The sequence below is a fragment of the Arthrobacter sp. SPG23 genome, assembly GCF_000876655.1.
Lineage (GTDB): Bacteria > Actinomycetota > Actinomycetes > Actinomycetales > Micrococcaceae > Arthrobacter.
The window spans coordinates 93,333-117,905 of the sequence record NZ_JYCN01000015.1 but is presented as its reverse complement, the minus strand read 5'-3'; the positions used below and the strand labels follow the sequence as shown (position 1 = coordinate 117,905).

Annotated in this window: 22 protein-coding genes; 11 read left to right on the top strand and 11 right to left on the bottom strand. The window is 66.1% G+C overall.

Annotated elements, in window-relative coordinates; translation table 11 throughout:
- Positions 1–128 precede the first annotated feature (128 nt).
- Entirely contained in the window at positions 129–479 is a 351-nt protein-coding gene (locus tag TV39_RS08270) for a hypothetical protein (RefSeq protein ID WP_043480543.1), read from the top strand.
- A 253-nt stretch (positions 480–732) separates the two neighbouring features.
- Positions 733–1,164 (top strand): OsmC family protein, encoded by a 432-nt coding sequence (locus TV39_RS08265; protein WP_043480541.1) that lies wholly within the window; start codon positions 733–735, stop codon positions 1,162–1,164.
- A 149-nt stretch (positions 1,165–1,313) separates the two neighbouring features.
- Here the strand turns inward: TV39_RS08265 and TV39_RS08260 are convergent, their stop codons facing one another.
- Positions 1,314–4,868, bottom strand: coding sequence for a S41 family peptidase (locus TV39_RS08260; RefSeq protein WP_043480842.1), 3,555 nt, complete (start codon positions 4,866–4,868; stop codon positions 1,314–1,316).
- A 73-nt stretch (positions 4,869–4,941) separates the two neighbouring features.
- On the opposite strand from TV39_RS08260, the gene TV39_RS08255 reads away from it, so the two are divergent.
- Positions 4,942–5,835 carry a TIGR01777 family oxidoreductase gene (locus tag TV39_RS08255; RefSeq protein ID WP_043480538.1) on the top strand — a complete coding sequence of 298 codons (894 nt, stop codon included), beginning with the start codon at positions 4,942–4,944 and terminating at the stop codon, positions 5,833–5,835.
- 13 nt (positions 5,836–5,848) lie between these two features.
- On the opposite strand, the gene TV39_RS08250 is transcribed toward TV39_RS08255, so the two are convergent.
- Complete coding sequence (locus tag TV39_RS08250; protein WP_082049570.1) at positions 5,849–7,540, bottom strand: serine/threonine-protein kinase; 1,692 nt, start codon at positions 7,538–7,540, stop codon at positions 5,849–5,851.
- Positions 7,541–7,653: 113 nt separating this feature from the next.
- Here TV39_RS08250 and lipB point away from each other — a divergent pair, with 113 nt between their 5' ends.
- The 4 genes from lipB (at position 7,654) to TV39_RS08230 (ending at position 10,663) form a co-directional block, all read left to right on the top strand.
- A complete protein-coding gene (gene lipB / locus TV39_RS08245; protein WP_043480535.1) occupies positions 7,654–8,322 on the top strand; it encodes a lipoyl(octanoyl) transferase LipB in 669 nt (222 codons plus the stop codon).
- Positions 8,319–9,326, top strand: coding sequence for a lipoyl synthase (lipA, locus tag TV39_RS08240; protein WP_043480533.1), 1,008 nt, complete (start codon positions 8,319–8,321; stop codon positions 9,324–9,326). The genes lipB and lipA overlap by 4 nt, the downstream gene beginning before the upstream one ends.
- Positions 9,327–9,415: 89 nt before the next feature.
- Positions 9,416–10,180, top strand: coding sequence for a DUF4191 domain-containing protein (locus TV39_RS08235; RefSeq protein ID WP_043480530.1), 765 nt, complete (start codon positions 9,416–9,418; stop codon positions 10,178–10,180).
- A gap of 120 nt (positions 10,181–10,300) precedes the next feature.
- A complete protein-coding gene (locus TV39_RS08230; protein ID WP_043480528.1) occupies positions 10,301–10,663 on the top strand; it encodes a DUF3817 domain-containing protein in 363 nt (120 codons plus the stop codon).
- 256 nt (positions 10,664–10,919) lie between these two features.
- On the opposite strand, the gene TV39_RS08225 is transcribed toward TV39_RS08230, so the two are convergent.
- The 3 genes from TV39_RS08225 to TV39_RS08215 all read right to left on the bottom strand — a co-directional run bounded on the left by TV39_RS08225 (position 10,920) and on the right by TV39_RS08215 (position 14,378).
- Positions 10,920–11,939, bottom strand: coding sequence for an aldo/keto reductase (locus TV39_RS08225; RefSeq protein ID WP_043480526.1), 1,020 nt, complete (start codon positions 11,937–11,939; stop codon positions 10,920–10,922).
- 20 nt (positions 11,940–11,959) lie between these two features.
- Positions 11,960–12,841: an aldo/keto reductase gene (locus tag TV39_RS08220; protein ID WP_043480838.1), complete on the bottom strand. Its 882-nt coding sequence runs from the start codon at positions 12,839–12,841 to the stop codon at positions 11,960–11,962.
- An 82-nt stretch (positions 12,842–12,923) separates the two neighbouring features.
- Entirely contained in the window at positions 12,924–14,378 is a 1,455-nt protein-coding gene (locus TV39_RS08215; protein WP_043480524.1) for an MFS transporter, read from the bottom strand.
- Between the two features lie 102 nt (positions 14,379–14,480).
- Here TV39_RS08215 and TV39_RS08210 point away from each other — a divergent pair, with 102 nt between their 5' ends.
- Genes TV39_RS08210 through TV39_RS22720 form a run of 3 tightly spaced genes read left to right on the top strand, consistent with a single transcriptional unit; the run spans position 14,481 to position 15,936 of the window.
- Positions 14,481–15,362 (top strand): helix-turn-helix transcriptional regulator, encoded by an 882-nt coding sequence (locus TV39_RS08210; RefSeq protein WP_043480522.1) that lies wholly within the window; start codon positions 14,481–14,483, stop codon positions 15,360–15,362.
- The gene (locus TV39_RS22725) at positions 15,359–15,691 is read left to right on the top strand and encodes an NAD(P)H-binding protein (RefSeq protein WP_052500524.1); all 333 of its coding nucleotides are present in this window, start codon (positions 15,359–15,361) and stop codon (positions 15,689–15,691) included. The genes TV39_RS08210 and TV39_RS22725 overlap by 4 nt, the downstream gene beginning before the upstream one ends.
- Entirely contained in the window at positions 15,688–15,936 is a 249-nt protein-coding gene (locus TV39_RS22720; protein ID WP_200890985.1) for an NAD(P)H-binding protein, read from the top strand. The genes TV39_RS22725 and TV39_RS22720 overlap by 4 nt, the downstream gene beginning before the upstream one ends.
- Before the next feature lie 10 nt (positions 15,937–15,946).
- On the opposite strand, the gene TV39_RS08200 is transcribed toward TV39_RS22720, so the two are convergent.
- A complete protein-coding gene (locus tag TV39_RS08200) occupies positions 15,947–16,384 on the bottom strand; it encodes an RDD family protein (RefSeq protein WP_043480520.1) in 438 nt (145 codons plus the stop codon).
- A gap of 303 nt (positions 16,385–16,687) precedes the next feature.
- On the opposite strand from TV39_RS08200, the gene glnA reads away from it, so the two are divergent.
- Positions 16,688–18,112, top strand: a complete 1,425-nt coding sequence (glnA, locus tag TV39_RS08195; protein WP_011691460.1) for a type I glutamate--ammonia ligase — start codon at positions 16,688–16,690, stop codon at positions 18,110–18,112.
- 151 nt (positions 18,113–18,263) lie between these two features.
- Here glnA and TV39_RS08190 read toward each other — a convergent pair whose 3' ends face one another.
- The 5 genes from TV39_RS08190 to TV39_RS08170 all read right to left on the bottom strand — a co-directional run bounded on the left by TV39_RS08190 (position 18,264) and on the right by TV39_RS08170 (position 24,568).
- Positions 18,264–18,464, bottom strand: coding sequence for an AsnC family protein (locus tag TV39_RS08190; RefSeq protein ID WP_144406353.1), 201 nt, complete (start codon positions 18,462–18,464; stop codon positions 18,264–18,266).
- An 82-nt stretch (positions 18,465–18,546) separates the two neighbouring features.
- Entirely contained in the window at positions 18,547–19,062 is a 516-nt protein-coding gene (locus TV39_RS08185) for a GNAT family N-acetyltransferase (protein ID WP_043480516.1), read from the bottom strand.
- 109 nt (positions 19,063–19,171) lie between these two features.
- Positions 19,172–19,921, bottom strand: coding sequence for an amino acid ABC transporter ATP-binding protein (locus tag TV39_RS08180; protein ID WP_043480514.1), 750 nt, complete (start codon positions 19,919–19,921; stop codon positions 19,172–19,174).
- Positions 19,918–21,444, bottom strand: a complete 1,527-nt coding sequence (locus TV39_RS08175) for an amino acid ABC transporter substrate-binding protein/permease (protein WP_043480512.1) — start codon at positions 21,442–21,444, stop codon at positions 19,918–19,920. The genes TV39_RS08180 and TV39_RS08175 overlap by 4 nt, the downstream gene beginning before the upstream one ends.
- A gap of 112 nt (positions 21,445–21,556) precedes the next feature.
- A complete protein-coding gene (locus TV39_RS08170) occupies positions 21,557–24,568 on the bottom strand; it encodes a bifunctional [glutamine synthetase] adenylyltransferase/[glutamine synthetase]-adenylyl-L-tyrosine phosphorylase (protein ID WP_043480509.1) in 3,012 nt (1,003 codons plus the stop codon).
- Between the last annotated feature and the right edge of the window lie 5 nt (positions 24,569–24,573).

The following is a 24,573-nucleotide window of genomic DNA, read 5'->3' as shown; positions in this document are numbered from 1 at the left end:
CGGTGGTGAACACCGGAGGTCCTGCGCCGCTGTCGTCGTAGGGACCACGTTTTGGTTACCAAATCGTCGCCATTCCGTTCCGCGGGGCTTACTACGATGCGTAGAAGCGTCTGGCTAGACTGGGGCCCATGAACATCGTTTACAACGTCATGGTCTTCCTCCACATCATCGGCGCAGCCATGATCGTCGGCATCTGGATCGGCAACATGAAAAAGCCCACGGTGCATCCCCGCCAGTTCGACGGCGCCGCGCTGCAGCTCATCACCGGCATCGTCATGATGGGGCTCATCCCGGCCCTCAACATGGACGCGAACTACTTCAAGCTCGGCGTCAAATTCGCCATCGCACTTGCGGTAGCCGTACTGGCCTTCATGGGCAGCCGGAAATACAAGAAGGACGAGCCGATCAGCAAGGGCCTCGCACACAGCGTGGGCGGCCTGGCCCTGCTGAACGTGGCTATCGCCACTCTCTGGCAGTAGCCGCGGGCTGGCAGTAGCCTTCCCCGCCAGCGGCGGCAATCGGCTCGCGACGACGGCGACGCTCCCCGGTGAGGGGGCGTCGCCGTCGTTGTTCCTGCGCCAGTGCCTGGTTGAGCTGCACGGAGCCAATGCGTCCGGTCATAATCCTCTGACAGCGGACAGGCCGTGCACCGCGGCTCCTGAGTCCATAGGATTGGTGCGAAGGTTCGGGCGGAAGCCCGATCCGGATCTGAACCTAAGCTGAGGAGTGGATATGGCAGCAACACGCACCGCGCATACCGTATGGAACGGCGACCTGATGGAGGGTTCCGGCAACACGACGCTGGACAGCTCCGGTCTGGGCACCTACGCAGTCACCTGGAAGGCCCGCACCGAGCAGGCAGAGGGCAAGACCAGCCCTGAAGAGCTGATCGCCGCAGCACACTCGGCCTGCTTTTCCATGGCGTTCAGCCATGCCCTTGCCCAGGCAGGCCACACGCCCGAAGAGGTCCACACCAAGGCCGATGTGACCTTCGTGCCGGGCACCGGCATCACCGGGAGCCACCTGACGGTGAACGCCACCATCCCGGGTATTTCGGAAGAGGAATTCCAGAAGATCGCAGGGGAAGCCAAGGTCGGCTGCCCCGTCTCCGGAGCCCTGGCCAGCATCGACATCACCATGGACGCCACGCTCGCCGCTTCCTAGGCACGGGCGGAACACGGCCGCTCCCCCTGGATGCCGCACCGCCATACAGCGAAGGCCCCGCTCCTGCCCCCTTATCGGGGCCGGAGCGGGGCCTTCGTGTGTCCGGGCTTTTGTTTGCCCGGGCTTCGTGTGTCCGGGCCGCCCTGCCGCTACTCCTCGCTGGTGCGGGCCGGCAGCGGCGCCGGGAGCAGCCGCCGGTACCCCTCGCGAAGCGGCGGCCGGTCCGTGGGAAGTTCCTGGATCATTTCCTTGAGGGCGCCGATGCCGTACTCCAACTGGGGGTCCCTCCCGGCTGCGTAGGCGTGCGGCGGAAATGTCACCTCGATGTCAGGCGTGACGCCGTAGTTCTCGACACCCCAGCCCACTCCGCCGCTGAACCAGGTGGCGTAGCGCGGCTGAGTCACTCCGGTGCCGTCCGCGAGGGAGAATCGGTTGTCGATGCCCACCACACCGCCCCAGGTCCGGGTGCCGATGACAGGCCCAATCCCGCGCAGCTTGGACACCTGGGTGATGATATCGCCGTCCGAGCCGGCAAATTCGTCCGTCAGGATGACCACCGGGCCGCGCGGCGCATGGTGCGGGTACGTCCGGGGCCTCTCACCGCGGGGCATGCTCCACCCGGTGACCTTCCTGCCAATGAGTTCGGCAACGAGCTGGGACGTGTGGCCGCCCCGGTTACGCCGGACGTCCACGATCAGCCCGTCGAGTGCAGTCTCGGTATCAAGGTCGCGGTGGAGCTGTGCCCAGCCGTTCGCCATCATGTCCGGGATGTGCAGGTAGCCATAGGTTCCGCCGGACGCCTCACGTACTGTCCGGCGGTTGCCGGCCACCCACTCCTGGTAACGCAGGCGTTCCTCGTCCTTGACCGGCACAACGGCAATCCGGCGCTGCTTGCCTGCGGCCCCGCCGTGGGCGGCGCCGTTGCGCAGGGTCAGCTCCACGGCCTTTCCTGCGGCACCGACAAGCTGCATGGCAGGTGTCAGCGTCCGTGACAGCTCCACTCCGTCGATGGCGAGCAGGATGTCCCCCGCCTTGGCGTCTGCCCCCGGCCTGGTCAGTGGTGAAGTTGCCAACGGGTCCGACGACTCCCCGGCCAGGATCCGGGTGATCTCCCACCCTTCCTCCGTGAACGCCAGATCCGCTCCCAGCCGGCCCTGCCCGTTGCTGCCGTTCTCGGTCACGGCTGCCGGACGAACGTAGGCGTGGGATGTTCCCAGTTCGCCGTGCAGCTCCCACAGCAGGTCCACGAGGTCGTCATGCGAGCCGAGCCGGTCCACGATCGGGCGGTAGCGCCGGTGCACGGATTCCCAGTCCTGTCCGGCCATGTCCTCGGTCCAGAAGAAGTCGCGCTGGAGCCGCCAGGCCTCATCGAACGCCTGGCCCCACACACTCAAGGGCTGCAGGAACACGCGGATGCGGCTGACATCCACCTTCACCAGTTGGCCGGAATCCTCGCCGCCCTTGGCGTCGGCAGGCGCCACCCGGATCTGCTTGTCGTGAAGGAATACCACTTTCCGGCCGTCACCCGACACGCGGTAGCTGTCCAGGGCGTCCACGATGGTGGCGGTCTTGCGCTGTGCCATGTCAAAACGCACCAGGCTGGGGGCGGCGTCCTTGTCGTCGGTGCTGGCACGGCCGTCTCCGGTGACGCCAGCGAGGGCATTGTCCAGCCAGAGCAGCGCTCCGGGCGTGGCCTCGAGTGCAGAATAGTTGCCCTGCGGAACCGGAACTCCGATGACACGGTGCGCCAGCCCGTCGGCGTCCACCCGGACGGCGGGCACGCCGGGACCGGCGCCGGTTACGCCGGCGTTGTCTGCCCCGGTTCCGCCGGATTCGCCGTCCGGTCCGTCCGTGAGGTCTACCGAGGGGCCAAAGGGCGACGGCGTGTCGGCAGCCAGTGCCACGAGGTATGGCTTGATGGGGCTCGGGAAGGACAGATCAAAGGAATGTCCGTCGTATACGGGGTCGAAGCTCCGGTTGGACAGGAACGCGATGAATTTGCCGTCAGGAGTGAACGCCGGCGAAGCATCGCGGAAGCGTCCGTCCGTAACGTCTACGATCCGGAACTCCGGATCGTCCGCCTTAACAATCCGGAGCCGGCTGCGTGACCCAAAGGAAGTGACCGGTTCGGACCAGCCGAGCCACGCCGAGTCCGGGGACCAGCAGAGGCCGTCGATGGTGCCCTCGCCGATGCTGGTGACCAGCTTGATGGCCCCGGTCCGGGTATCGGCCAGGTAGACGTCGCCGAAGGAAGTCCCGACGGCAAGGGTGCGGCCGTCGGGGCTGGCTTCCATGGCACTGGCCCGGGTGGACTTGGGGAAATCGATCTTCTGCAGGCGGGCGGTGCCTGCCCCGCTTGCCTCTGAGGCCGCGCGCTCCGGCGCACTGCCGGCGACATCGCTTCGGCCTTCGGCGCCGTGCGCGGCGTTCTCTGCGGCACCACTTCGATCCTGCCCTGCTGGCGGCTCCAGTGAGTCATCGCCCGCGTGTGATGCCACGGCGGGGACGTTCGTCCCGGAAGCCGGTACTGGCTTCGGCAGGGACGCTCCGGTTTCCGGCTCCCCGGCCGGGCTGGGCTGCGGCGCCGGCGCCGGCGCTGGCCGGCCTCCGGCCACCTGCGGTGCAATTTCCTTGATGTACAGGGCCTCCGCGCCGTCATGGTCGGCGACGTAGGCGATACGGCCATCGCTGAGGGGCCGAGGCAGGCGGGCACGGACACCGGGTGTGGCCTCCACGACCCGCGAGGGTCCGTCCTTGTGGCGGAGCCAGTGGATGGTTCCGTGCGCCTCGACCGCGCTGGAGGTGCCGGTGTGGTCCGGAATCACGCCGCCGAGGTGCCGGGTGGTCTTCAGGAGCGCAGGCCTCCGTCCCTGGGACGCCGATCCCAGTGAAATTTCGAGCTTTACTGCCTCTGAATCCAGGCCGGGAACCATCCAGAGCTCTCCGGCTGATTCGAACACCACGCGCTTGCCGTCGGTGGCGGCATGGCGCACGTAGAAATCCTCGTGGTCGGTGTGGCGGCGCAGACCGGTGCCGTTTGGAAGCACCGAATACAGGTTTCCGTAACCTTCGTGATCCGAAAGGAAGGCAATCCGCCCGTCCACCCACATGGGGTCCGCAAGGTTGCCGTCCAATTCCGGGACAAGGCGTTCGAATTCCCCGTTGCCGTCGGCGTCGATCCATAGCTTTCCGGCGGTTCCGCCGCGGTACCGCTTCCACCAGGCCGGCTCACGCGAGAGCACACTGGCCACAACCACAGGGCGCTCATCGCCGTTCTCGGGACCGAACGCCACCGACTCGACGGGCCCGAAGGCGAGTTCCTCCGACCAGCCGCCCTCCAGCGGAACGCTGTAGGCGTGAGTGTGCCGGCTTTCGGCCTGCCGGAATGCGCTGGTGACCAGGACATCGCCAGCAGCGGTGAAGCCCTTGACCCGGGTCGAAGCGTGGCCGAAGTACGTCAGCTGACGGTACCCTCCGCCGTCGACATCCGCAGTGACAACTTCAGGCGCTGTCCCCTGCACAACCGTCCACACCAGCCGCTTGCCGTCAGGCGTGAAACGCGGGTTCCGGGCGGGCAGCTGAAGCGAGGAAACCCGCCAGGCGCGGCCGCCGTCCAGGGGCGCAATCCAGACATCATCTTCGGCCACGAAGGTGACCAGATCGCCGTGCAGATGCGGGAAACGGAAGTAGCTCGAAGAGGTCATCGTTAGATCATAGTCAAAGTACGTGGGCCGGACGGGAGGTTCCGCCGCCGTGCCGGACATGGTGAGATGGATCATGCGAATCATCATGGCCGGCGCCTCAGGCCTCATCGGAAGCGACATGTCCGCCCATCTGCGTTCGGGTGGCCATGAGGTCCTCAGGCTGGTGCGCCGGGCACCTGCGGCCGCCGACGAACTCCGGTGGGATCCGGCGGCCGGACAGCTTGATCCGGCACACCTTGAGGGCGCTGACGCCGTGATCAACCTGTCCGGGGCCGGGATCGGAGACCGGCCGTGGACGCGGAGACGCATCGATGAGCTGTTCCGCTCGCGGCTGGACCCCACCCGCACCCTGGCAGCAGCAATGGCGCAGACGGAGCAGCCGCCGAAGGTTTTCATCAGCCAGTCGGGCTCCAACTATTACGGGGACCGCGGAGCCGCCGTGCTCCGGGAGAACTCTCCGGCCGGAACCGGGATCATGGCGAAGATCTGCCAGGAATGGGAAGCAGCGGCGCACGGGGCTCCCGCCGGCGTCCGCGTTGTCACTCCGCGGACAGGGGTGGTGCTCAGCAGGTCGGGAGGCGCGTTGGGACGGCTGCTGCCGCTGCTTCGGCTCGGCCTCGGGGGCCCGCTGGGGAATGGGCGCCAGTGCTGGCCCTGGATCACGCTGCCGGACGTGTCCGCGGCCTTCAGCTTCCTGCTGGACACCCCCTTGTCGGGCCCGGTCAACGTCTGCGCCCCAGAAACAGCGGACGTCAATGCCCTGGTTTCCCGGCTTGCCGCCGCACTCCACCGGCCGGCCGTTTTCCGGGTGCCCGCGCCTGTGCTGCGGCTGGTCATGGGCAAGCTGGCCGACGAACTCCTGCTGGGGAGCCAGCGCATGGAGCCCGCTTTGTTGGCCGAGGCCGGGTTCGAGTGGCAGCATCCGTCACTTGCCCTGGCCGCAGCCTGGGCCACTGGCCGGGACTAGGTCTATCAACAACCTAGGCGGCAGGCAGGATCTCCTGGATCCGCCATCGCCCGCCGGAGCTGACCAGCACCAGGCGAAGCTGCTGCTCCGGTCCGGCAGGTTCCACCGCCACGACATTTCCACCGGCGTCCGTCTCCCGGTACGCGGAGTTGGCAACGGTAATCGCCACCACCGCTCGTGAGTCCGAACCGCCAGGCTCTGCCTCGGCGCGCGTCAGGGTGGTGTCGAAGCCCGTCAGGACGTGACCGGCTTCCTTTAACCTCCCGCTGATCTTGGCGTCAGCCGCGGCAGCCGGGGAATTCGCCAGGTTGACCTCGTCAAGCAGCTCCAGTTGGCCCGAGTTCAACGCAGCCGACCTCAGTGCCGCCAGCCCCCGCGCGGCCACTTCGGGCTGCTGCGAATGCGCCAGCTGCCGGGCATCCGCCGGAGCCGGGCCGGCCCCGGTCCCCGACGGGGCTCCCGGCTCCGACGGCACCTGGATCACTTCGGGCCCCGGAGCCTGCCACGGGGCCGGTTGTTGCCCGGCCAGGAACCACACCGCAGCGATACCCGAACAGGCAATCGCCGCGACCGCGGCACCGATCCACCGCCGGTTGCCGCCGGCGTGCCGGCCCGGGGTGCGGCCCTTTCGCTTCAGGGAACGGCCCGAACCGCCCAGGCGCCGCCGCCATGCGCGCAGCTTCGCCGCGCGGCGGGCTTGGTGCGACGGCGGAACGTTACGGCGCGTCAGTAGCTGTGGGAGCACCGTGGGGTGGACCGCCCCGGTGAGGTCCACCGGGGCAGCGTCTGCGCTCCGGTAGACAGCAGCGGCGAACTCCAGGGCTGTCGGACGCTCCCGGCGGTCCTCCTTCAAGCCCGCCTCCAATGCGGCGGCGAGAGCCGGGGGCACGCCCGGAACCAGGAGTGAGAGGGGCGGACGGTCCTGGCCGACTTCAGGCGCCTTCCCGGTCAGGCAGTACCAGCCGATCGCCGCCGCCGAATAGACATCCCGCTCGGGCTGCAGCCCCGCCCGCAAGGCATCGACGGGTGCCGGGTCTACAAACCCGTCGGTGCCGGCAGAAGACACATCTGCGGCGTCGCCCACCATGCGCGTGACGCCAAGGTCGGCAAGCAGGGGCTTGCCATGGGCCGTGAACAACACGTTGCCCGGTGCAACATCCGAGTGCGTGAAACCCTTGCCGTGCAGATATCCCAGGGCCTGCGCGAGGGGAGTCAGCACCGTCACCGTTTCGCCTACGCCGAGCGGCCCGCGGCAGGTGACCAGCTGGGCCAGGGACCCGCCGGCTGCATAGTCCATGACCAGCCCCAGGCCGCCGTCCGCCGGACCGGGGAGCCGGACAACATCGTGCGCCTTCACCAGGTGGTCGTGGTCCAGTGCAGAGATAATCCGGAGTTCACGGCGCACGGCCTCTTCCGCATCCCCGGCCTCCCGGCTCCCCCGGGCCGGATAGCCCGCGCAGGCCTCCGGCGCAAGGGGTCCGGACGGCTCGAAGCACTTCACCGCAAACTCGCGGAGAGTCAGCTCTTCCCGGACAAGCCACACGCTGGCGCTGGATCCGCGGCCGAGCTGCCGCCCGACCTTATATCCCGGAACCTCCGGGTCCGCGCCTCGGGTTCCGGGGCCGGCCGCATCCGGGGCTGCCGCCGCCGGAAAGGTTGCCGGCCCGCCGTCGACCGGAGCGCCGTCGTACTCGAATTTCTCCATACCCAAGGAATAGCGGAATCGGCAGAATCCCGCAGAAGTTATCCACAGGCACCCCAGTGAGAGCTTAAACACAGAACCCGGCTCTACGGCTGACGGGGTCTAAGCTGGATACCATGACTCTTGAGTTTTCCACGCTGGGTCTTGCTCCGGATTTCGTTGATTACATGAAGGGCTGGGACATCCAGCGCGAACTCCATGACAAAGTCGTCGCAGCTGAAGCACCCAGTACAGTCCTCATCCTTGAGCATGCCGCCGTGTACACGGCAGGCAAGCTCACAGAAGACCACGAACGGCCGTTCGACGGGACACCCGTCGTCGCCGTGGACCGCGGCGGCAAGCTGACCTGGCACGGTCCGGGCCAGTTGATCGCGTATCCGATCCTGAAGCTGAAGAACCGCTCGGGCATCCGCGACTACGTTGAACGGCTCGAGGCCGTCATGATCGCCGTCATGGCCGACTACGGCATTAATGCTGAGCGGATCAAGGGACGCGCGGGCGTCTGGATCAAGGCCGACGACAAGGGGCCGGACCGCAAGATCGCCGCGATCGGCATCCGTGTCCTGGACGGGGTCACAATGCACGGCATCGCCATCAACTGCAACAATGATCTGGCGCCGTATGCCCAGATCATTGCCTGCGGCATCACCGATGCCGGCGTCACCACGATGTCCATCGAGGCCGGCAGGACCATCACCCCCGGCGATATCGCGGACCGGGTAGTGGAAGAATTCCGCAAGCACGAAGAAGCACTCGTTTCAAGCCCCGAAGGAGCTCTACTGTGACACTGGCACCAGAAGGCCGGAAGATGCTGCGTATTGAGCAGCGCAATGCGGCCACACCGGTGGAGCGCAAGCCGGAGTGGATCAAGGCCAAGGTCCAGATGGGCCCGGAGTTCGTCCAGCTCAAGAACCTCGTCAAAAAGGAGGGCCTGCACACCGTGTGTGAGGAAGCAGGCTGCCCGAACATCTTCGAGTGCTGGGAAGACAAGGAAGCCACGTTCCTGATCGGCGGCTCCGAGTGCACCCGGCGCTGCGATTTCTGCCAGATCGACACCGGCAAGCCCTCCCCGGTGGACATGTTCGAACCCACCAAGGTGGCCCGCTCGGTCCAGGCCATGCAGCTGCGCTACGCCACCGTCACCGGGGTGGCCCGGGACGACCTCGCCGACGAAGGCGTGTGGCTCTACGCCGAAACGGTCCGGAAGATCCACGAACTGAACCCGGGCACCGGCGTCGAATTGCTGATTCCGGACTTCTCCGGCAAACCCGAACACATCGCCGCGATCTGCGACTCCAAGCCCGAGGTCTTCGCGCACAACGTCGAAACCGTGCCGCGGATCTTCAAGCGCATCCGGCCCGCGTTCCGCTACGAGCGGTCCCTGGATGTCATCACGCAGGGCCGGAACCTGGGCATGGTCACCAAGTCCAACCTGATCCTGGGCATGGGCGAGACCCGCGAGGAAATCTCCGAAGCGCTCCGGGACCTGCACGAGGCCGGCTGCGACCTGATCACCATCACCCAGTACCTGCGCCCGTCCGAACGGCACCTCCCGGTGGACCGCTGGGTCAAGCCGCAGGAATTCGTGGACCTCGCCACGGAGGCCGAGGAGATCGGCTTCCTCGGCGTCATGTCCGGCCCGCTGGTCCGCTCCTCCTACCGTGCCGGCCGGCTCTGGGCCACCGCGATGCGTAAGAAGGGCTGGGACATCCCGGCCGAACTCGCCCACATCGAGAGCTCCGGCAGCACCCGCCAGGAAGCCAGCTCCCTCATCGCAGCACACCACTAGGACCTTTCGTAACATTTATGCCTGAGGGCCGGCACCGGAGCAATCCGGCGTCCGGCCCTCAGGCATAAATCACGTAGAATTAAGGCACTATGGCGAATTCCCCTGATTCCAGCAAACCGACTCCGGCAGCCTCCGACGCTCCGAAGCGTGGCCTCTTCTCTCGCAAGCCGAAGGAAGCCAAGGTCAAGAAGCCCAGCAGGCTGAAGCAGATCAACGAAGTCTTCCAGATGACGCGCCGCCACGACCCCATGGTGGTCTGGATGATGCTGCTTGCCTTCCTGGGCGTGGTAGCAGTCAGCTTCCTGGTGGGGTTCCTCCTCGAAAACTGGATCACGGGCCTGATCATCGGCATCCCCCTTGGGCTGCTTGCCGCCACCCTCATTCTGTCGCGCCGTGCTGAGCGCGCCGCCTTCGCCCAGATCGAAAACCAGCCCGGCGCTTCCGGCGCCGCCCTGGGCACGCTGAAGCGCGGCTGGATCACCGAGGACCAGCCGGTTGCAGTCAACCCCCGCACCCAGGACGCCGTCTTCCGCGCCATCGGCCGCCCGGGTGTCGTGCTGGTCAGTGAAGGCCCCACCCACCGGGTCCGGCCCCTGGTCGACGCCGAACGCAAGCGACTGGCACGTATCCTGCCCAACGTTACGGTCCACGTGATCGAGAGCGGCCGCGGCGAGGGACAGGTGCCCATCAGCCAGGTTGCCAAGAAGATGAACAAGCTGGACAAGGAACTCACCAAGCTTGAGGTAAATGCGGTATCGAAGCGCATTTCCTCGCTGGGAAGCCGCCTCCCCATCCCCAAGGGTATCGATCCCTACAAAGCCCGGCCGGACCGCAAAGCAGCCCGCGGCCGCTAACAGCACAAGCAACGCCCCGGAAACCGGCCATCTTGCCGGCAACCGGGGCGTTTGCTTTGGGCCTGCCGCCAGGTCCGCCGGACCGTCGTCAGAAGAAGCCTCAGCAGAAACCGGAGTACCGTGAAACTTCCCTCAAAATCAACCGTCATCCGGGCCTTCCGGATCCTCGCCGTCGCCGAAGCCTTCAGCTGGGCAGCTCTTCTGACCGGCATGTACTTCAAGTGGGTTGCCCGGACTTCGGAGCTTGGCGTGGAGATTGCCGGACCAGTTCACGGCGCCTTATTCATTGCCTACGGCGTAGCGGCCCTGGCCTTGTGGCGGCTGCAGCGGTGGCCTTTTCCCGTAGCCTTCTTCGCCGGGGTCTCCGCCGTGTTCCCCTTCGCCACGGTCCTGTTCGAGCGCTGGGCGGTCAGGCGCGGCTACCTGACGGCGTCCGGCGCCGAACGGCACCCAGCCAAGGAGCACCAGACCGCCGGCGTCTGAGCCACGCGCGGCGGGCGCAGATGGCAGCGGCCGGGTTGGACGGGGTCCGCGGGGACGGGTTCCGCGGCACTTACCATGTGGATGCGACGGTGCGTGCTACGACCCAACCGTCTCCACGGGGTTCGAACCAGGATTGCAGCACCAGCCGCCAGGTGGCCCTGGATCCCCAGATCGTGGCGTCGGTGAGTGTGCGGGCGGTCAGCCCGGGCGTAGTTCCTTCCGCGCTGATGGTGTAATGCTGCTGCGGTCACGTCTGTCACCGCCGTCGCGCCACTGGCGTCAGTTCGTGGGTACCGTAGCTGTTGTCATCGGGGTTGACGGTCACTCCGGGCGCGACGAGCTGGTCGATGCTGTCCAGCACGTCGGTGCTTAGTTTGATGTCGCCGGCGGGCAGGTAGGACTCGAGCTGATCCATGGTGCGCGGTCCGACGATGGCCGCAGTGACGCCCGGGTGGTTGATCGCGAACGCGATGGCCAGCTCGATGAGCGTCAGCCCGGTTTGTTCGGCGAGCCTGGCCAGTCCCTCAACGATGTCGAGTTTTCGTTGGTTGGCCGGGCTGGTCATATCGAACCGGGCGTTCGGGCGCGCGGATGAGGTGGGTGCGGACGCCGAATCTTTGCGCCAGCGGCCGGAGAGCCACCCGCCGCTGAGCGGGCTGTACGTGAGGGTGCCCATGCCGTGGCGTTGCACCGTCGGGAGGATGTCTTCCTCGATGCCGCGGACCAGGATCGAGTAGGGCGGCTGTTCGGTGACGAACCGCTCCAGGTTGCGTTCCCGGGAGGCCCACTGGGCTTCGACGATCTGCGATCCTGAGTACGACGAGGAGCCGATGTAACGGACCTTTCCCTGGCGTACGAGGTCGGTGAGGGCGCCGAGGGTCTCCTCGACGTCGGTATCGGGGCTGGGCCGGTGCACCTGGTAGAGGTCGATGTAGTCGGTGTCCAGCCGGCGGAGGGAATCCTCCACCGCGCGCATGATCCAGCGGCGGGACCCGCCGCACTGGTTGGGGTCGTCCTCGTTCATGGGCATGAAGAACTTCGTGGCCAGGAAGACGTCGTCGCGCCGTCCGGCCAGGGCCTCCCCCACGATCTCCTCGGACACGCCGCCCGAGTAGACGTCCGCCGTGTCGACGAAGTTGATGCCGGCATCGAGGGCGCGGTGGATGATGCGGGTTGCGTCGGCGTGATCGTTGTTGCCCCAGGGGCCGAACATCATCGAGCCGAGGCATAGGGGACTGACCTGCACCCCGGTGCGGCCAAGCGGGCGGTATTCCATCTGGTTCCTCTTCTTTCGTCTTAGGCTTCGGGGATCGGCATGGCAAACCGCTCAGTCCGGGCTTCGTCCGGGTCCGGCCCGCTGCGCACGCCGGTGCCCAGCGCGTCGATCGCAGCGATGTCCTCGGCACTGAGCTCGAAGTCGAACACGTCGAAATTTTCAGCGATCCGTGCCGGGGTGGTGGACTTGGGGATGGCGGAGCGGCCCTGCTGCAGGTGCCAGCGGAGCATCACCTGGGCAGGTGTCTTGCCGTGGGCCCGGGCGACGGCGGCAATCGCCGGGTCGCGCATGACGTTCCGGCGGTTCTCGCCCCAGCCGGGGTAGAACGTGATGCCGCCGATGGGAGACCAGGCCTGGGTCAGGATGCCGTGTTCGGCGTCCATGGCCTGGACGTCCCGCTGGGCGAAGTAGGGATGCAGCTCGATCTGGTTCACGGCCGGGACGACGTCGGTCGAGTCAAGCAGTTGCTTCAGGTGGTGCGGCATGAAGTTGCTGACGCCGATCGCCCGCACGCGGCCCTCAGCAAGCAGGGTCTCCAGCGCCCTGTACGCGGCGATGGTTCTTTCGAACCGGTCGGGGGCCGGCTGGTGCAGGATGAACAGGTCCAGGTACTCCACGCCAAGCTTGCCCGTCGCTTTGTCCCAGGCATGCAGGGCCTGGTCGTAGCCGTAGTCACTGACCCAGACCTTGGTCTCGATGAGTACTTCCGAACGATCCAGGCCCGAGCGGCGGATGCCCTCACCGACCTCCCGCTCGTTGCCGTACGCGGCGGCCGTGTCGATATGCCGGTAGCCGGCAGCAAGCGCGGCCTCGACCGCGGCCGTGGTCTGCTCGGGGGCGCTTTGGAAGACGCCCAGGCCAAGAGCCGGCATCGGGATGCCGTTGTTGAGAGTAAGTTTCATGTCCATGTCTTTCACGGTATTCAGAGGTGCGCAGTTGTGGGAGGGCACGTCATTACCCCCTTGATGCAGCTGGCTTTAATGGTCAACGGACCTGTTGGAGCTGCGGCGCAGCGGCCGACTCCGACTGCGCTGTCCTGGCGCGGCGCCCAGCCACGTCTGCGGGCAGGATGAGGGCCACGGTGACGGCCAGGGCAAGGACCAGGAAGACACTGCCCGTCGTGAGGGCGACGCTGACCTGCGAGGCCAGGTGCGCCACGGCAGAACCCGTGGCCGGGACGGTCGCTGCGGCAGCGACCGCGATACCAAGCCCGAGGCAGGTGCCCACCTGGTGGAAGGTGTTCACCAGGCCCGATGCCGCGCCTGCGTCTGCCGCGGGGGCGCCGATGATGCCGAACGAGGTCAGGGGCGCAAAAGCGAGGCCCTGACCGGCGCCGATGAGGATCATGGGAAGAGCCACTCCGGTCAGGTATGCGGAGTCGATGCCGACCCGGCTGAGCCAGAACATCCCGGCAAGAGTGACCAGGACGCCTGCCCCGAGCGGAATGGAACCCGGCATCCTCCTCACCAGCCGCGGGATGCTCATCGCGACGGCGAAGTTGACCGCCGTCATGGGGAGGAATCCGATGCCGGCCTGCAGGGGGTCGAAGCCCAGCACTTCCTGCAGGAACTGCGTGGTGAAGAAGAAGAACCCGATCATCGCGCCAAGGTACAGGAAGCGGGCAAGATAGGCGCCGGTACGACGGCGGCTCGCGAACAGCCGCAGCGGCATGATCGGCTGGGCCGCACTGCGCTCGATCAGTACGAACACGATCAGCAGCGCGACGCCGGCACTGACGGCTGTGACCGTCACGGGGGACGTCCATCCCGCATCGACGGTGTTGATGATGCCGAACACGAGGGCGCCGACACCCAGTGTGGCGCTGAGCGCGCCGAACACATCGAAACGGCCGCGGGCCCGGCCTGTTTCCGGGATGAACCGCGGCGCGAGTGCGATCATCGCAGCGCCAATGGGTACGTTGACGAAGAACCCGGCCCGCCAGGAGATCCAGTGGGCTAGCGCCCCGCCAATGACCAGCCCCAGGCTGGCACCAATCCCTGCGGTGGCACCGTACGAAGCGACGGCCCGGGTGCGCTCCCGGCCTTCCGGGAAGCTCGCCGTGAGCAGGGACAGCGAGGTGGGCGCGACGATCGCAGCCCCGATGCCCTGAACGGCGCGGCCGAGGATGGCCCACCAGCCCGCCGGCGCCAGTCCGATCAGCAGCGACGCGATCGAGAACACCACCAGCCCGAACACGAAAACGCGCCGGCGTCCGAGCAAGTCCCCAGCCCGGGCGCCGAGGAGCAGCAGTCCGCCGAAGACCAGCGTGTAGGCATCCTGAACCCAGGAGAGCTGACCGGTGCTCAGCTGCAGGTCCTCCTGCAGGCTCGGCAGGGCAGTGAAGATGACCGAGTTGTCCAGCAGGATCATGAAGTAGCTGACGAGGATGATCGCCAGGATCACGGCCGGGCGGGGAGCGGTTGCGGGTTCAGGTTCCATGCTTTCAATGCAACCTTGGTTCCTTGCGGGCCGGGAGTCACGGCCGGTCCGGGTAACGCCAGTGCCTCCCTCGTTCCGGGGTGGCGGCGTAGCGTGGAAGCCATGACACACAGCGATGACGTGCGGAAGTTCCTGACCTCCCGGCGCGCAAGGATCACGCCTGAGGAGGCCGGGCTGCCCGTCTATGGCGGAAACCGGCGCGTTACCGGGCTGCGCCGCGAGGAAGTCGCCATGCTCGCCGGGATGAGTATCGACTACTACATACGCCTTGAGCGGGGAAACCTCTCCGGTGCCTCGGACAGCGTCCTTGAAGCCCTCGGGCGTGCCCTGAAGCTCGACGAGGCCGAAACGGCCCACCTTTTTGACCTGGCCCGCGCCGCCACCGCCGCTCCCCGTGTACGGCGCAAGCGCAGCCCGCAGACAGTGCGGCCGAGCGTGCAACGCGTCATTGATGCCATCACGGCCGCACCGGCCTGGGTCCGCAACGACCGCGGGGACGTCCTCGCAGCCAACGAGCTGGGCCGTGCGCTTTATCTGGACTTGATGGCCGAACAGACCACCCCGCCGAACAGCGCACGGTTCACCTTCCTGAACCCGAAGGCGCGGGAGTTCTTCGCCGATTGGGAACGCGCGGCGGACGACATCGTCGCTGTCCTGCGGTCCACGGCCGGGAAAAACCCGTACGACAAGGACCTCACGGACCTGATCGGGGAACTCTCAACCCGAAGTGAGGAGTTCCGCACCCGGTGGGCCAGGCACGATGTGAAGTACCACCGCGCCGGCCGGAAGCGGCTCCATCACCCGGTCGTGGGCGATTTGGACTTGAGCTTTGAAGCGCTGGAACTCCCCGCAGACCCGGGGCTGCGCATTAACGTGTACACAGCAGATCCAGGGACACCCTCCGAGGACGCACTGAAAGTCCTCGCCAGTTGGGCCGCCACCCAGCGTGAACCGGAAACGGCCGCGGTCAAGGAGAAGAAATGAGCCAACGTCCCTCCACCGTGTTGATCGTCGGCGCCACCGGCAGCGTCGGCCGCTACACCGTGGCCGAGGCGCTGCAACAGGGTCACGCGGTCCGGGCGCTCGTGCGCGACCAGACCCGCACTGCCCGCCTTCTTCCCGAAAGTGTGGACCTGGTCATTGGGGACCTGACCCGTCCCGAAACCCTCGGCCCGGCCCTCGCCGGAGTGGACGCGATCGTGTTCACCCACGGAACCACCACCAGCGAACGGGACGTGCGGGACAACGACTACACCGGCGTCACCACGTCCTCAAAGCCCTGGGCGGCCGTCGGGTCCGCATCGCGCTCATGACTGCAATCGGCACCACACGACCAGGCGTGGCCTACGCCCAGTGGAAGCTGCGCAGTGAGCGGCTCATCCGCGCCAGCGGTAACCCGTACACGATCGTGCGCCCCGGCTGGTTTGACGACAACCAGCCCGACCAGCGGAAGATCGTCATGTTGCAGGGCGACAGGCGGCAGTCCGTCTCCGACCACGGACCCGACCAGGACGACCTCACCACAATCACTGCGGGAACCCTCAAAGCCGGGGACTAAGTCGGGGCTGTTACATACGCACGAGGACGGTATTCATTGCCTTGTCGTGCAGGCCGCGGTGATCCGGATCAAAAATGACCGCCGGGATCACCAGGCACAGCAGCACGGTGCGGACCAGCGCGGCCAACGGCCCTGCCGGAGCGCCACCCAGGCGCACCACATGGATGCCCAGAAGCCGGTGGCCGATGCTGTAGCCAAGCGTGCCGATCAGCAGGATCTGTTCCGCCGCAAAAACGGCCAGCGTTGCCCACGGGTCGCCGCCGAACGCGTAATTGCTGATCAAAAGTGCCAGCCCCCAGTCAATGCAGATGGCCAGGATCCGGCGGCCCGCCCGTGCGATCGAGCCTCGGCCCGCCTCGGGCAGGCCGAGGCGCTCCCCCGGATATTTTGAAATGCCGGAGGTGTCCGGCCCGCTCAGCCAGGAACCTATGTCTCTGCGATCTACCACGGATCAAGCCTATCCGTTGGAAGGCGGCCCCGGGTCATCGAATTCCGCCGGTGAACGTTGCGGGGAAGTTCACTCTATGGATGCGGATGGACCACAGTGTGGACACCGTATAGCGTTTACATATCAGGCGGTTATGTAACCTGCCGGAAACATAGCGGACACGGACGGGAAATCCCGTGTCCCTAGGGTGGTAACAGTTGCTAGCGAGCTAGGAGCGGGGACACTTTTGTGTTTTCGCGCCGTCGGATTGCGCTGGACCATATGGCTTTCCAGCCAGTTATTACTTATGCGTAAGGAGCATAGATGTTTAAGACTGCGGACGAGGTCCTCAAGTTCATCAAGGACGAAGATATTAAGTTCGTCGATATCCGCTTCACCGACCTTCCTGGCGTGCAGCAGCACTTCAACGTGCCGGCCAAGAGCGTTGATGCAGACTTCTTCATCAACGGCCAGCTCTTCGACGGTTCGTCCATCCGCGGTTTCCAGGGCATCGCCGAGTCCGACATGCAGCTCATCCCGGATGTCACCACGGCGTTCCTGGACACGTTCCGCATGGAAAAGACCCTCGCGCTGAACTTCTCCATCGTGAACCCCCGCACCGGTGACCCTTACCACCGCGACCCGCGCGGCGTGGCGGAGAAGGCTGAGGCCTACCTCGCATCCACCGGCATCGCAGACACCGCGTTCTTCGCTCCCGAGGCCGAATTCTTCGTGTTCGACAACGTCCAGTACCAGTCCTCCCCGCAGGGCAGCTTCTACAAGATCGACTCCGAAGAAGCCCACTGGAACACCGGCCGCGAAGAAGAAGGCGGAAACCTGGGCTACAAGACCCCCGTCAAGGGCGGGTACTTCCCGGTCTCCCCCACTGACAAGCAGGCCGACCTGCGCGACGCCATGTGTGTTGCCCTGGACGAAGCCGGCCTTGAGGTCGAGCGCAGCCACCACGAAGTCGGCTCCGCCGGCCAGGCTGAGATCAACTACAAGTTCACCACGCTGACCCACGCGGCGGATGACCTGCAGAAGTTCAAGTACGTCATCAAGAACACCGCCGACGCCTGGGGCAAGTCGGTCACCTTCATGCCGAAGCCCGTCTTCGGTGACAACGGCTCCGGCATGCACTGCCACCAGTCGCTGTGGAACGGTGGCGAGCCGCTGTTCTACGACGAAAAGGGCTACGCCGGTCTCTCCGACATGGCACGGTGGTACATCGGCGGCCTGCTGAAGCACTCCTCCGCCGTCCTCGCGTTCACCAACCCGACGGTCAACTCGTACCGCCGCCTGGTCAAGGGCTTCGAAGCTCCCGTAAACATGGTTTACTCGCAGGGCAACCGCTCCGCCGGTATCCGCATCCCCATCACGGGCTCCAACCCGAAGGCCAAGCGCATCGAATTCCGCGCTCCGGACCCCTCGTCCAACCCGTACCTGGCGTTCGCTGCCCAGCTGATGGCCGGCATTGACGGCATCCGCAACCGCATCGAACCGCCGGCTCCCATCGACAAGGACCTCTACGAGCTCCCCGCCGAGGAAGCCAAGGACATCCCCAAGGCTCCGGGCACCCTCGAGGAAGCCCTGGATGCACTGGCCGAGGACAACGAGTTCCTGCAGGCCGGCGGCGTGTTCACCCAGGACCTGATCGACACCTGGATCGAGTACAAGTACGAGAACGAGATCCGTCCGCTCTCCCTGCGCCCGAACCCGTACGAGTTCGAGCTGTACTACGGCGTCTAGTCAGCCCGGACCTGAACCCCGTTTAGTCCACTGAAAAGTCCGCATGTGCTGCCACGGCAGTACATGCGGACTTTTTTGTGTCGCAGGCCCAACATTCAAATCGCGCAGGCCCAACATTTCAATACGGTCCCGGCTGCACGGGCGAACTATCTCACCGCTTGCCGTACTTCTTATGGACAGCCTGCTTGCTCACGCCGAGGCACACGGCAATGGCCTCCCAGGAAAGTCCCGCCTGACGCGCTCGGAGCACAGCTTCCGTTTCAGTGCGCGCGAGGTCCTTGTGGAGCTCCGCGACAGCGTACAGCGCCTCCGCCGGGCCCTTGCCGTCCATTGAACCGATGAGTGTTTTCATGGCCCACCTCCTGCCGTCAACCATAGTTGACGGCAAAGCCAGCGTCAACCCAAGTTGACGCACTGGCGACCGCCGCGGCGGCTCAGAAGGCCCGGTACATGGTCCGCTGCGGCCCGGCGTTTCCGCCGAGGTACTGCCCCCCGTCCTCGAATCCCGCTTTGCGGTACGCCGACTGACCGGCGGGGTTGCGTTCGTTCACGGAAAGGACGACGCCGGCCTCTCCCCCGCGAAGCCTGGCCGTCAGTTTCGCGGCTTCCCGCACCGCTGCAGAGGCCGCGAGGGTGCCCAGTCCCTGGCCTTGGCGGCGGCGGTCGATGAGGAATCCGCGCAGCAGCCACACTGACCCGTCATCGGCCCAGCCGGCGAGCGATGCCGCGCCGCGTTGGAGCGTCAACACCCCAACTGCTGCACCGCCGGAGTCCACCACGTAGGGGACGCGTGAATCCTCTTCCAGCGCCACAAGCATCATGCGCAGCGGATCGCCGGCGAAGTCCTGCTGTCCGGCGGCGAGCTCCAGTTCCGCGATTTCGCCGAGCTTGATTGCCCGCGCGTCGTCGTCGAGGTTCTTCAGGGCGATGAGCCACACGTCGTCAGGCATAAAAGAAGCGTACCCAACACCTGCGGGTGCCCCGCCACCCCGGGACATGATGGCCTCCGGGCCGGTAACGGCCTGTCTGCCCCGGGACGCTCCCCGCCGGACCCCGCCGTTACAGGACTTTGGAGAGGAAATCCCGGGTGCGCTGCTGCTGGGGGTTGCCGAATAGATCCTCCGGGCGTCCCTGCTCGCAGATGACGCCGTCGGCCATGAACAGCACGCGGTCCGCCACTTCGCGGGCGAAGCCCATCTCGTGGGTGACCAGCACCATGGTCATCCCGTCGCGGGCAAGGTCCTTGATCACCTGCAGCACCTCGCCCACCATTTCGGGGTCCAGTGCGGACGTAGCCTCGTCAAAGAGCATGATGTCCGGATTCATGGCCAGCGCCCGGGCGATCGCCACGCGCTGCTTCTGGCCGCCGGAGAGGGAGGCCGGGCGGGCATCCGCCTTTTCGGCGAGTCCGACGCGTTCCAGCAGCTTCAGAGCACTGGCCCGCGCTTCGTCCCTGCCCTGCTTCTTGGACTCCACGGGTGCCAGCATGATGTTCTCGATCACGGACATGTGCGGGAACAGGTTGAAGTGCTGGAAGACCATGCCGATGTGCCGCCGGACCTCGTTGATGTCCACTTTGGGGTCGGTGACGTCGAAGCCGTCCACCGTGACGTGGCCGCCGGTGATGTCCTCCAGCTTGTTCAGGCACCGCAGGAAGGTGGACTTGCCCGACCCGGATGGCCCGATCACGCAGACCACCTCGCCTTCGGCGACCTGGGCGTTGATGCCTTTGAGGACCTGGTTGGAACCGAAGGACTTGGTCAGCTCCTTGACGGAGATCTTGCTGGGTGCAGTGACTGCCGTGCTCATTTGTTGAACCTCTTATCCGCAACGTTGGCCAGTTTGGTCAGCAGCATGATGACCACGAAGTACATGACCGCCACTATCAGCAGGGTCTCGGTGATCCGGAAGTTTCCGGCGTAAATCTGCTGGCCCTGGTACAACAGTTCGGCGAAACCGATGGCAAGCAGCAGCGAGCTGTCCTTGAGCATGATGATCAGCTGATTGATCAGGGAGGGCGTCATGATCTTGAAGGCCTGCGGCACCACCACCTTTTGCATGGACTTGGCATACCCGAGCCCCAGGCTGCGGCTGGCTTCGAGCTGGCCCGGGTCCACGGACTGGATGGAGCCGCGGACGATTTCGGTGATGTAGGCGCCGGCGTTGAGGCTGAGCGTCAGCACGCCCGCCACCCAGATGTCGATCGGCTGGCCGGTCAGCTGGGGAATGCCGAAGTAGAAGAAGAAGGCCCAGACCAGCAGCGGGGTTCCCCGGAAGATGCTGACGAAGGTGGTGGCGATCCCGCGGAGCACCACGCTGGTGGAGATCTTCAGGAATCCCATGAAGAGGCCGATCAGCATGGCCAGGGCGAAGGAGATAGCGGTGACCAGGACAGTGTTGCCAAGGCCTTTCATCAGTGCCGGGAAGCTGTTGGCCAGCAGGTCCCAGAAGCTGGATTCTGCAGCCTGCGTGGGGTCCTTGAGATACTTGTCCAGGATTTCCTGGTACTTGCCGCTGGACTTCAGCTCCGCCAACCCGGTGTTGAATGCCTTCAGCAGTTCCGGATTCTGGCCCTTGTTGACGGCGAAGCCGTAGGAGCCGCCCTTTTCCTTTTCGGACACAGCCTTGAGGCCGTTGTTCTGGCTGATGCCGTAGGCCAGGACCGGGTAGTCGTCGAAAACGGCAACAGCGTTCCCTGACTTCACCAGTTCGTACATGGTGGCGGACTGGTCCAGGGACTTGACCGTGAAGCCGTACTTGTCGGCGATCGACTTGGCGAACGTTTCGCCTTCACTGCCGGTCTTGGCGGTGACGGTTTTCCCCTTGAGGTCTTCGTAGCCCTTGATGTCCGTGTTGGACTTGGCAACGGCCATCTGAACGCCCGACTCGAAGTAGGGGTCGGAGAAGTCGTAGATCTGCTTGCGGGGCTCGGTGATGGACATGCCGGCGATGACGCCGTCCACCTGGTTGGAGGAGAGCGCCTGCAGGGCGGCGTTGAAGCCGAGCGACTTGATCTCAACAGCGAAACCCTGGTTCGTGGCGATCTCACGAATGATGTCCATGTCGATGCCGGTCAGCTCGCCGCCCGCGTCACGGAACTCAAACGGCGCGAACGTGGTGTCCGTGCCGATCACGAAGGTCTTCCCGGAAAGGCTCGACGGCGCGGCGGCCGGCTGCGCTGAACCGGCGGCAGCCGCTGTGGCGGCAGGTGTGTCCGCCGGTGCCGCGGCGGCACCTGCGGCGCTGAAGAGCATTGCGGCCAAGGCCAGCAATGCTCCGATGACCGTGGCCGTCCGCGGCCTGGCGGCGACGGTCTTTTGGAGTCTGGGCAAGTTGATACAACCCCTTGGTAAATGCGGCAACCGGTCCGAAGACCGGAAAAGTACACCTCGAGGCTACTCGCATTTGGCCCGTTGCACCGGAGATCCTGTGCCCCGTCTCCGGCTACTGCCCGTAAAAGACCCGCTCGAACACCGCGCGGGCGCGCCGGCTGAGCCTCAAATAGTCCTCTTCGAGCGCTGCCGCCTTGCCGGGCTGGTAGCCGCACCAGCGGGCCACGGCCTCCAGGTCCCTGCGGGACGAGGGGAGGAGGTCGGACGCGCGGCCGGTCCAAATCACGTTGGCCGACCTGATGCGGCTCGCAAGGCGCCATGCCTGCAGCAGGAGTTCGGCCTCGCCCCGCTCCAGGAATCCGAGTGAGGCCGCGGCTTCCAGGGCCGGCACAGTGGACGTGGTCCGCAGTTCGGGGTGTTTGCCCGCATGTTGCAGCTGCAGCAGCTGGACGAGCCACTCGACGTCGCTCAGGCCGCCCCGGCCCAGCTTCAGGTGCCGTGCGGGATCCGCGCCCCGGGGCAGCCGCTCTGCTTCCACCCTGGCTTTGACCCGGCGGATTTCCCGCACGTCTTTCTCCGAAAGTTCGGCCGGATAGCGGATGGGGTCGATCAGCTCCACGAAGTCGGCGGCAAGATCGTCATCCCCCGCGATGGGCAGGGCCCTCAGGAGTGCCTGGGCTTCCCAGACCAGCGACCACCGGCGGTAGTACTCGGCATAGGAATCCAGGGAACGGACCATGGCGCCGCTCTTGCCTTCAGGCCGCAGGTCGGCATCCACCATCAGCACCCGTTCGGCCAGGATGGCGGGCTTGAGCGGCTGCGTCAGCAGGTTCGAAATGTGTCCCACGATCTGCGCGGCCTGGTTCTGCGCCTCCTCATCGGAGACCCCCGGCAGCCCGCGGTGCACGTACATAACGTCCGCATCCGAACCATAACCGATTTCCCGGCCGCCCTGGCGGCCCATTGCCACCACCAGGACCTTCGTCTTCAGGGGACCCGCCGCAGCCACGATTCCTTCGGCAACGCGGAGGGCTCCCAGCACGGCTGCGCGGTCCGTGTCCGCGAGGGCAGAGCCCACCTGGTCCTGGTCCAGCAGGCCTGCGCTGTCCGCAATGGCGACCCTCAGAATCTCCCGGCGCCTTATCAGCCGGATGAGCCGCATGGCGCTTTCCGGATCCTCATGCCGGGACATTTTCGACGTGATTTCCAACCACTGGGCCTCGAATCCCAGCGGGGCCAAATCCTTGTCAGTCCCCAGCCACGCCACCGATTCCGGGGAAACTTCCAGGAGGTCAGTGATCAGCCTGGAATTGGAGAGCACATGGCATAGCCGCTCGGCGGCCGCCGTCGAATCCCGCAGCATCCCCAAATACCAGTGCGTTGTTCCCAGCGCCTCGCTGACGCGGCGGAAACCCAGCAGACCGGCGTCGGGGTCCACACCGTCGGCGAGCCAGCCGAGCAGGATGGGCAGAAGCTGGCGCTGCAGGGCGGCACGGCGGCTGACGCCGGCGGTGAGAGCCTCAATATGCCGCATGGCGCCGCGCGGATCCAGATACCCAAGGGCGGCCAGCCGGCCTTGTGCTGCTTCCGGGGTCAGGCGCGCCTCTTCACTGCTCAGCTTGGCGGCAGTGTTCAGCAACGGGCGGTAGAAGATTCGCTCGTGCAGTTCGCGGACGGAGCGTTTGGTCTTCTGCCAGGCCGCCAGCAGGGCATCGGGATGCGGGCGTTCACGGGCGAACGGACCCAGCACAGCCTTCGCGAGGGCGCGCAGTGCCTCTTCCCTCACCGGCATCAGGTGGGTCCGGCGCAGCTGGAAGAGCTGGATCCGGTGCTCCAGGAGCCGCAGGTACCGGTAGGCGTGGTCGAACTCGGCGGCGTCGGTCCGCCCGATGTAGCCGCCGGCCGAGAGCGCCGCGATGGCCGAGGTGGTGTCACGCTGACGGAGGGATTCATCGGCCTTGCCGTGCACCAACTGCAGCAGCTGGACCGTGAATTCGACGTCCCGCAGGCCGCCGCGGCCCAGTTTGATCTGGCGCTGTTCCTCCTCCGCGGGAATGTTGTCCGTGACCCGCCGGCGCATGGCCTGCACGGACTCCACGAAACCTTCCCGGTTCGCCGAACCCCAGACCAGGGGAAGGACCGCTTCCTCGTACCGGGCGCCCAGCTCCGCATCCCCGGCAATGGTCCGCGCTTTCAGGAGTGCCTGGAACTCCCAGCTTTCGGCCCACCGGGCGTAGTAGCTTTGATGTGACGCCAGCGTCCGCACCAGCGGTCCCGATTTGCCCTCGGGCCGCAGGTTGGCATCCACCTCCCACAGGCCGGGTTCCCGGCCAATGGACATGATGGCCCGCGAAATCCCGGTGGCAAGGGCGGTGCCAATGGTGTTGGCACGGGCGTCGTCGAGTCCGTCAGCCTCGATCACATAGATGACGTCGACGTCGGAGATGTAGTTGAGTTCGCGGGCGCCGCATTTGCCCATGCCGATAACGGCCAGCCCGACGTCGGCTACTTCCGCCGCGTCGAACTGCTCCCCTGCTTCCGCCCGCGATACGGCCAGGGCCGCTTCGATGGCCGCGCCCGCGAGATCCGCCAGTTCGGCGCCCGCGGCGGGCATGAAGTCCAGCGGATCGGCGGCACACAGATCCTTAACCGCCAGGTCCACCACGCCCCTGCGGTACGCGGTCCGCAGGGCCACGTAGGCGTCCGGGCCGGAAAGTCCGGCCACGGGCCTGCGCGCCTTCGGGTCGGCCTGCACGGACCGCAGGAGCCTCGACCTCAGTTCCCCCGCATCCGCGGCGACCGGCTCAGGGCTCGCCACCACATCAAAAGCGTCAAGGTGCTCCGGGTGGCGGATCAGGAACTCGCCCAGGGCTTCCGAGGCGCCCAGGACCCGGTAGAGCGGCTCGCTCGTGTCAATGTCCGCGGCAGCGAGTTTCCGAAGGTCGGGATGCTTTTCGATCAGGCGCACCAGCGACTGCAGCGCGGTGTCCGGGTTGGCAGCCAGGTGGAAGCCCGCGAACAGTGCCTCCTGGTCAATCCCTTCCAGTTCCCGGGCAGCCAGGAACCGCTCCCCCTTTTCCAGGTCACTGAAACCGGCGGAGATCAGGCGACGGGCAAGGCTCACCTCTG

Bases quoted from the DNA above. Each gene is read 5' to 3' on its own strand.
- TV39_RS08260 (WP_043480842.1), bottom strand. From the start codon at position 4,868: ATGACCTCTTCGAGCTACTTCCGTTTCCCGCATCTGCACGGCGATCTG.
- TV39_RS08220 (WP_043480838.1), bottom strand. From the start codon at position 12,841: ATGAAACTTACTCTCAACAACGGCATCCCGATGCCGGCTCTTGGCCTG.
- TV39_RS08255 (WP_043480538.1), top strand. From the start codon at position 4,942: ATGCGAATCATCATGGCCGGCGCCTCAGGCCTCATCGGAAGCGACATG.
- TV39_RS08185 (WP_043480516.1), bottom strand. From the start codon at position 19,062: ATGCCTGACGACGTGTGGCTCATCGCCCTGAAGAACCTCGACGACGAC.
- TV39_RS08225 (WP_043480526.1), bottom strand. From the start codon at position 11,939: ATGGAATACCGCCCGCTTGGCCGCACCGGGGTGCAGGTCAGTCCCCTA.
- TV39_RS08265 (WP_043480541.1), top strand. From the start codon at position 733: ATGGCAGCAACACGCACCGCGCATACCGTATGGAACGGCGACCTGATG.
- TV39_RS08235 (WP_043480530.1), top strand. From the start codon at position 9,416: ATGGCGAATTCCCCTGATTCCAGCAAACCGACTCCGGCAGCCTCCGAC.
- TV39_RS22725 (WP_052500524.1), top strand. From the start codon at position 15,359: ATGAGCCAACGTCCCTCCACCGTGTTGATCGTCGGCGCCACCGGCAGC.
- glnA (WP_011691460.1), top strand. From the start codon at position 16,688: ATGTTTAAGACTGCGGACGAGGTCCTCAAGTTCATCAAGGACGAAGAT.
- TV39_RS08180 (WP_043480514.1), bottom strand. From the start codon at position 19,921: ATGAGCACGGCAGTCACTGCACCCAGCAAGATCTCCGTCAAGGAGCTG.
- TV39_RS22720 (WP_200890985.1), top strand. From the start codon at position 15,688: ATGACTGCAATCGGCACCACACGACCAGGCGTGGCCTACGCCCAGTGG.
- TV39_RS08190 (WP_144406353.1), bottom strand. From the start codon at position 18,464: ATGAAAACACTCATCGGTTCAATGGACGGCAAGGGCCCGGCGGAGGCG.
- lipB (WP_043480535.1), top strand. From the start codon at position 7,654: ATGACTCTTGAGTTTTCCACGCTGGGTCTTGCTCCGGATTTCGTTGAT.
- TV39_RS08215 (WP_043480524.1), bottom strand. From the start codon at position 14,378: ATGGAACCTGAACCCGCAACCGCTCCCCGCCCGGCCGTGATCCTGGCG.
- TV39_RS08210 (WP_043480522.1), top strand. From the start codon at position 14,481: ATGACACACAGCGATGACGTGCGGAAGTTCCTGACCTCCCGGCGCGCA.
- TV39_RS08250 (WP_082049570.1), bottom strand. From the start codon at position 7,540: ATGGAGAAATTCGAGTACGACGGCGCTCCGGTCGACGGCGGGCCGGCA.
- TV39_RS08270 (WP_043480543.1), top strand. From the start codon at position 129: ATGAACATCGTTTACAACGTCATGGTCTTCCTCCACATCATCGGCGCA.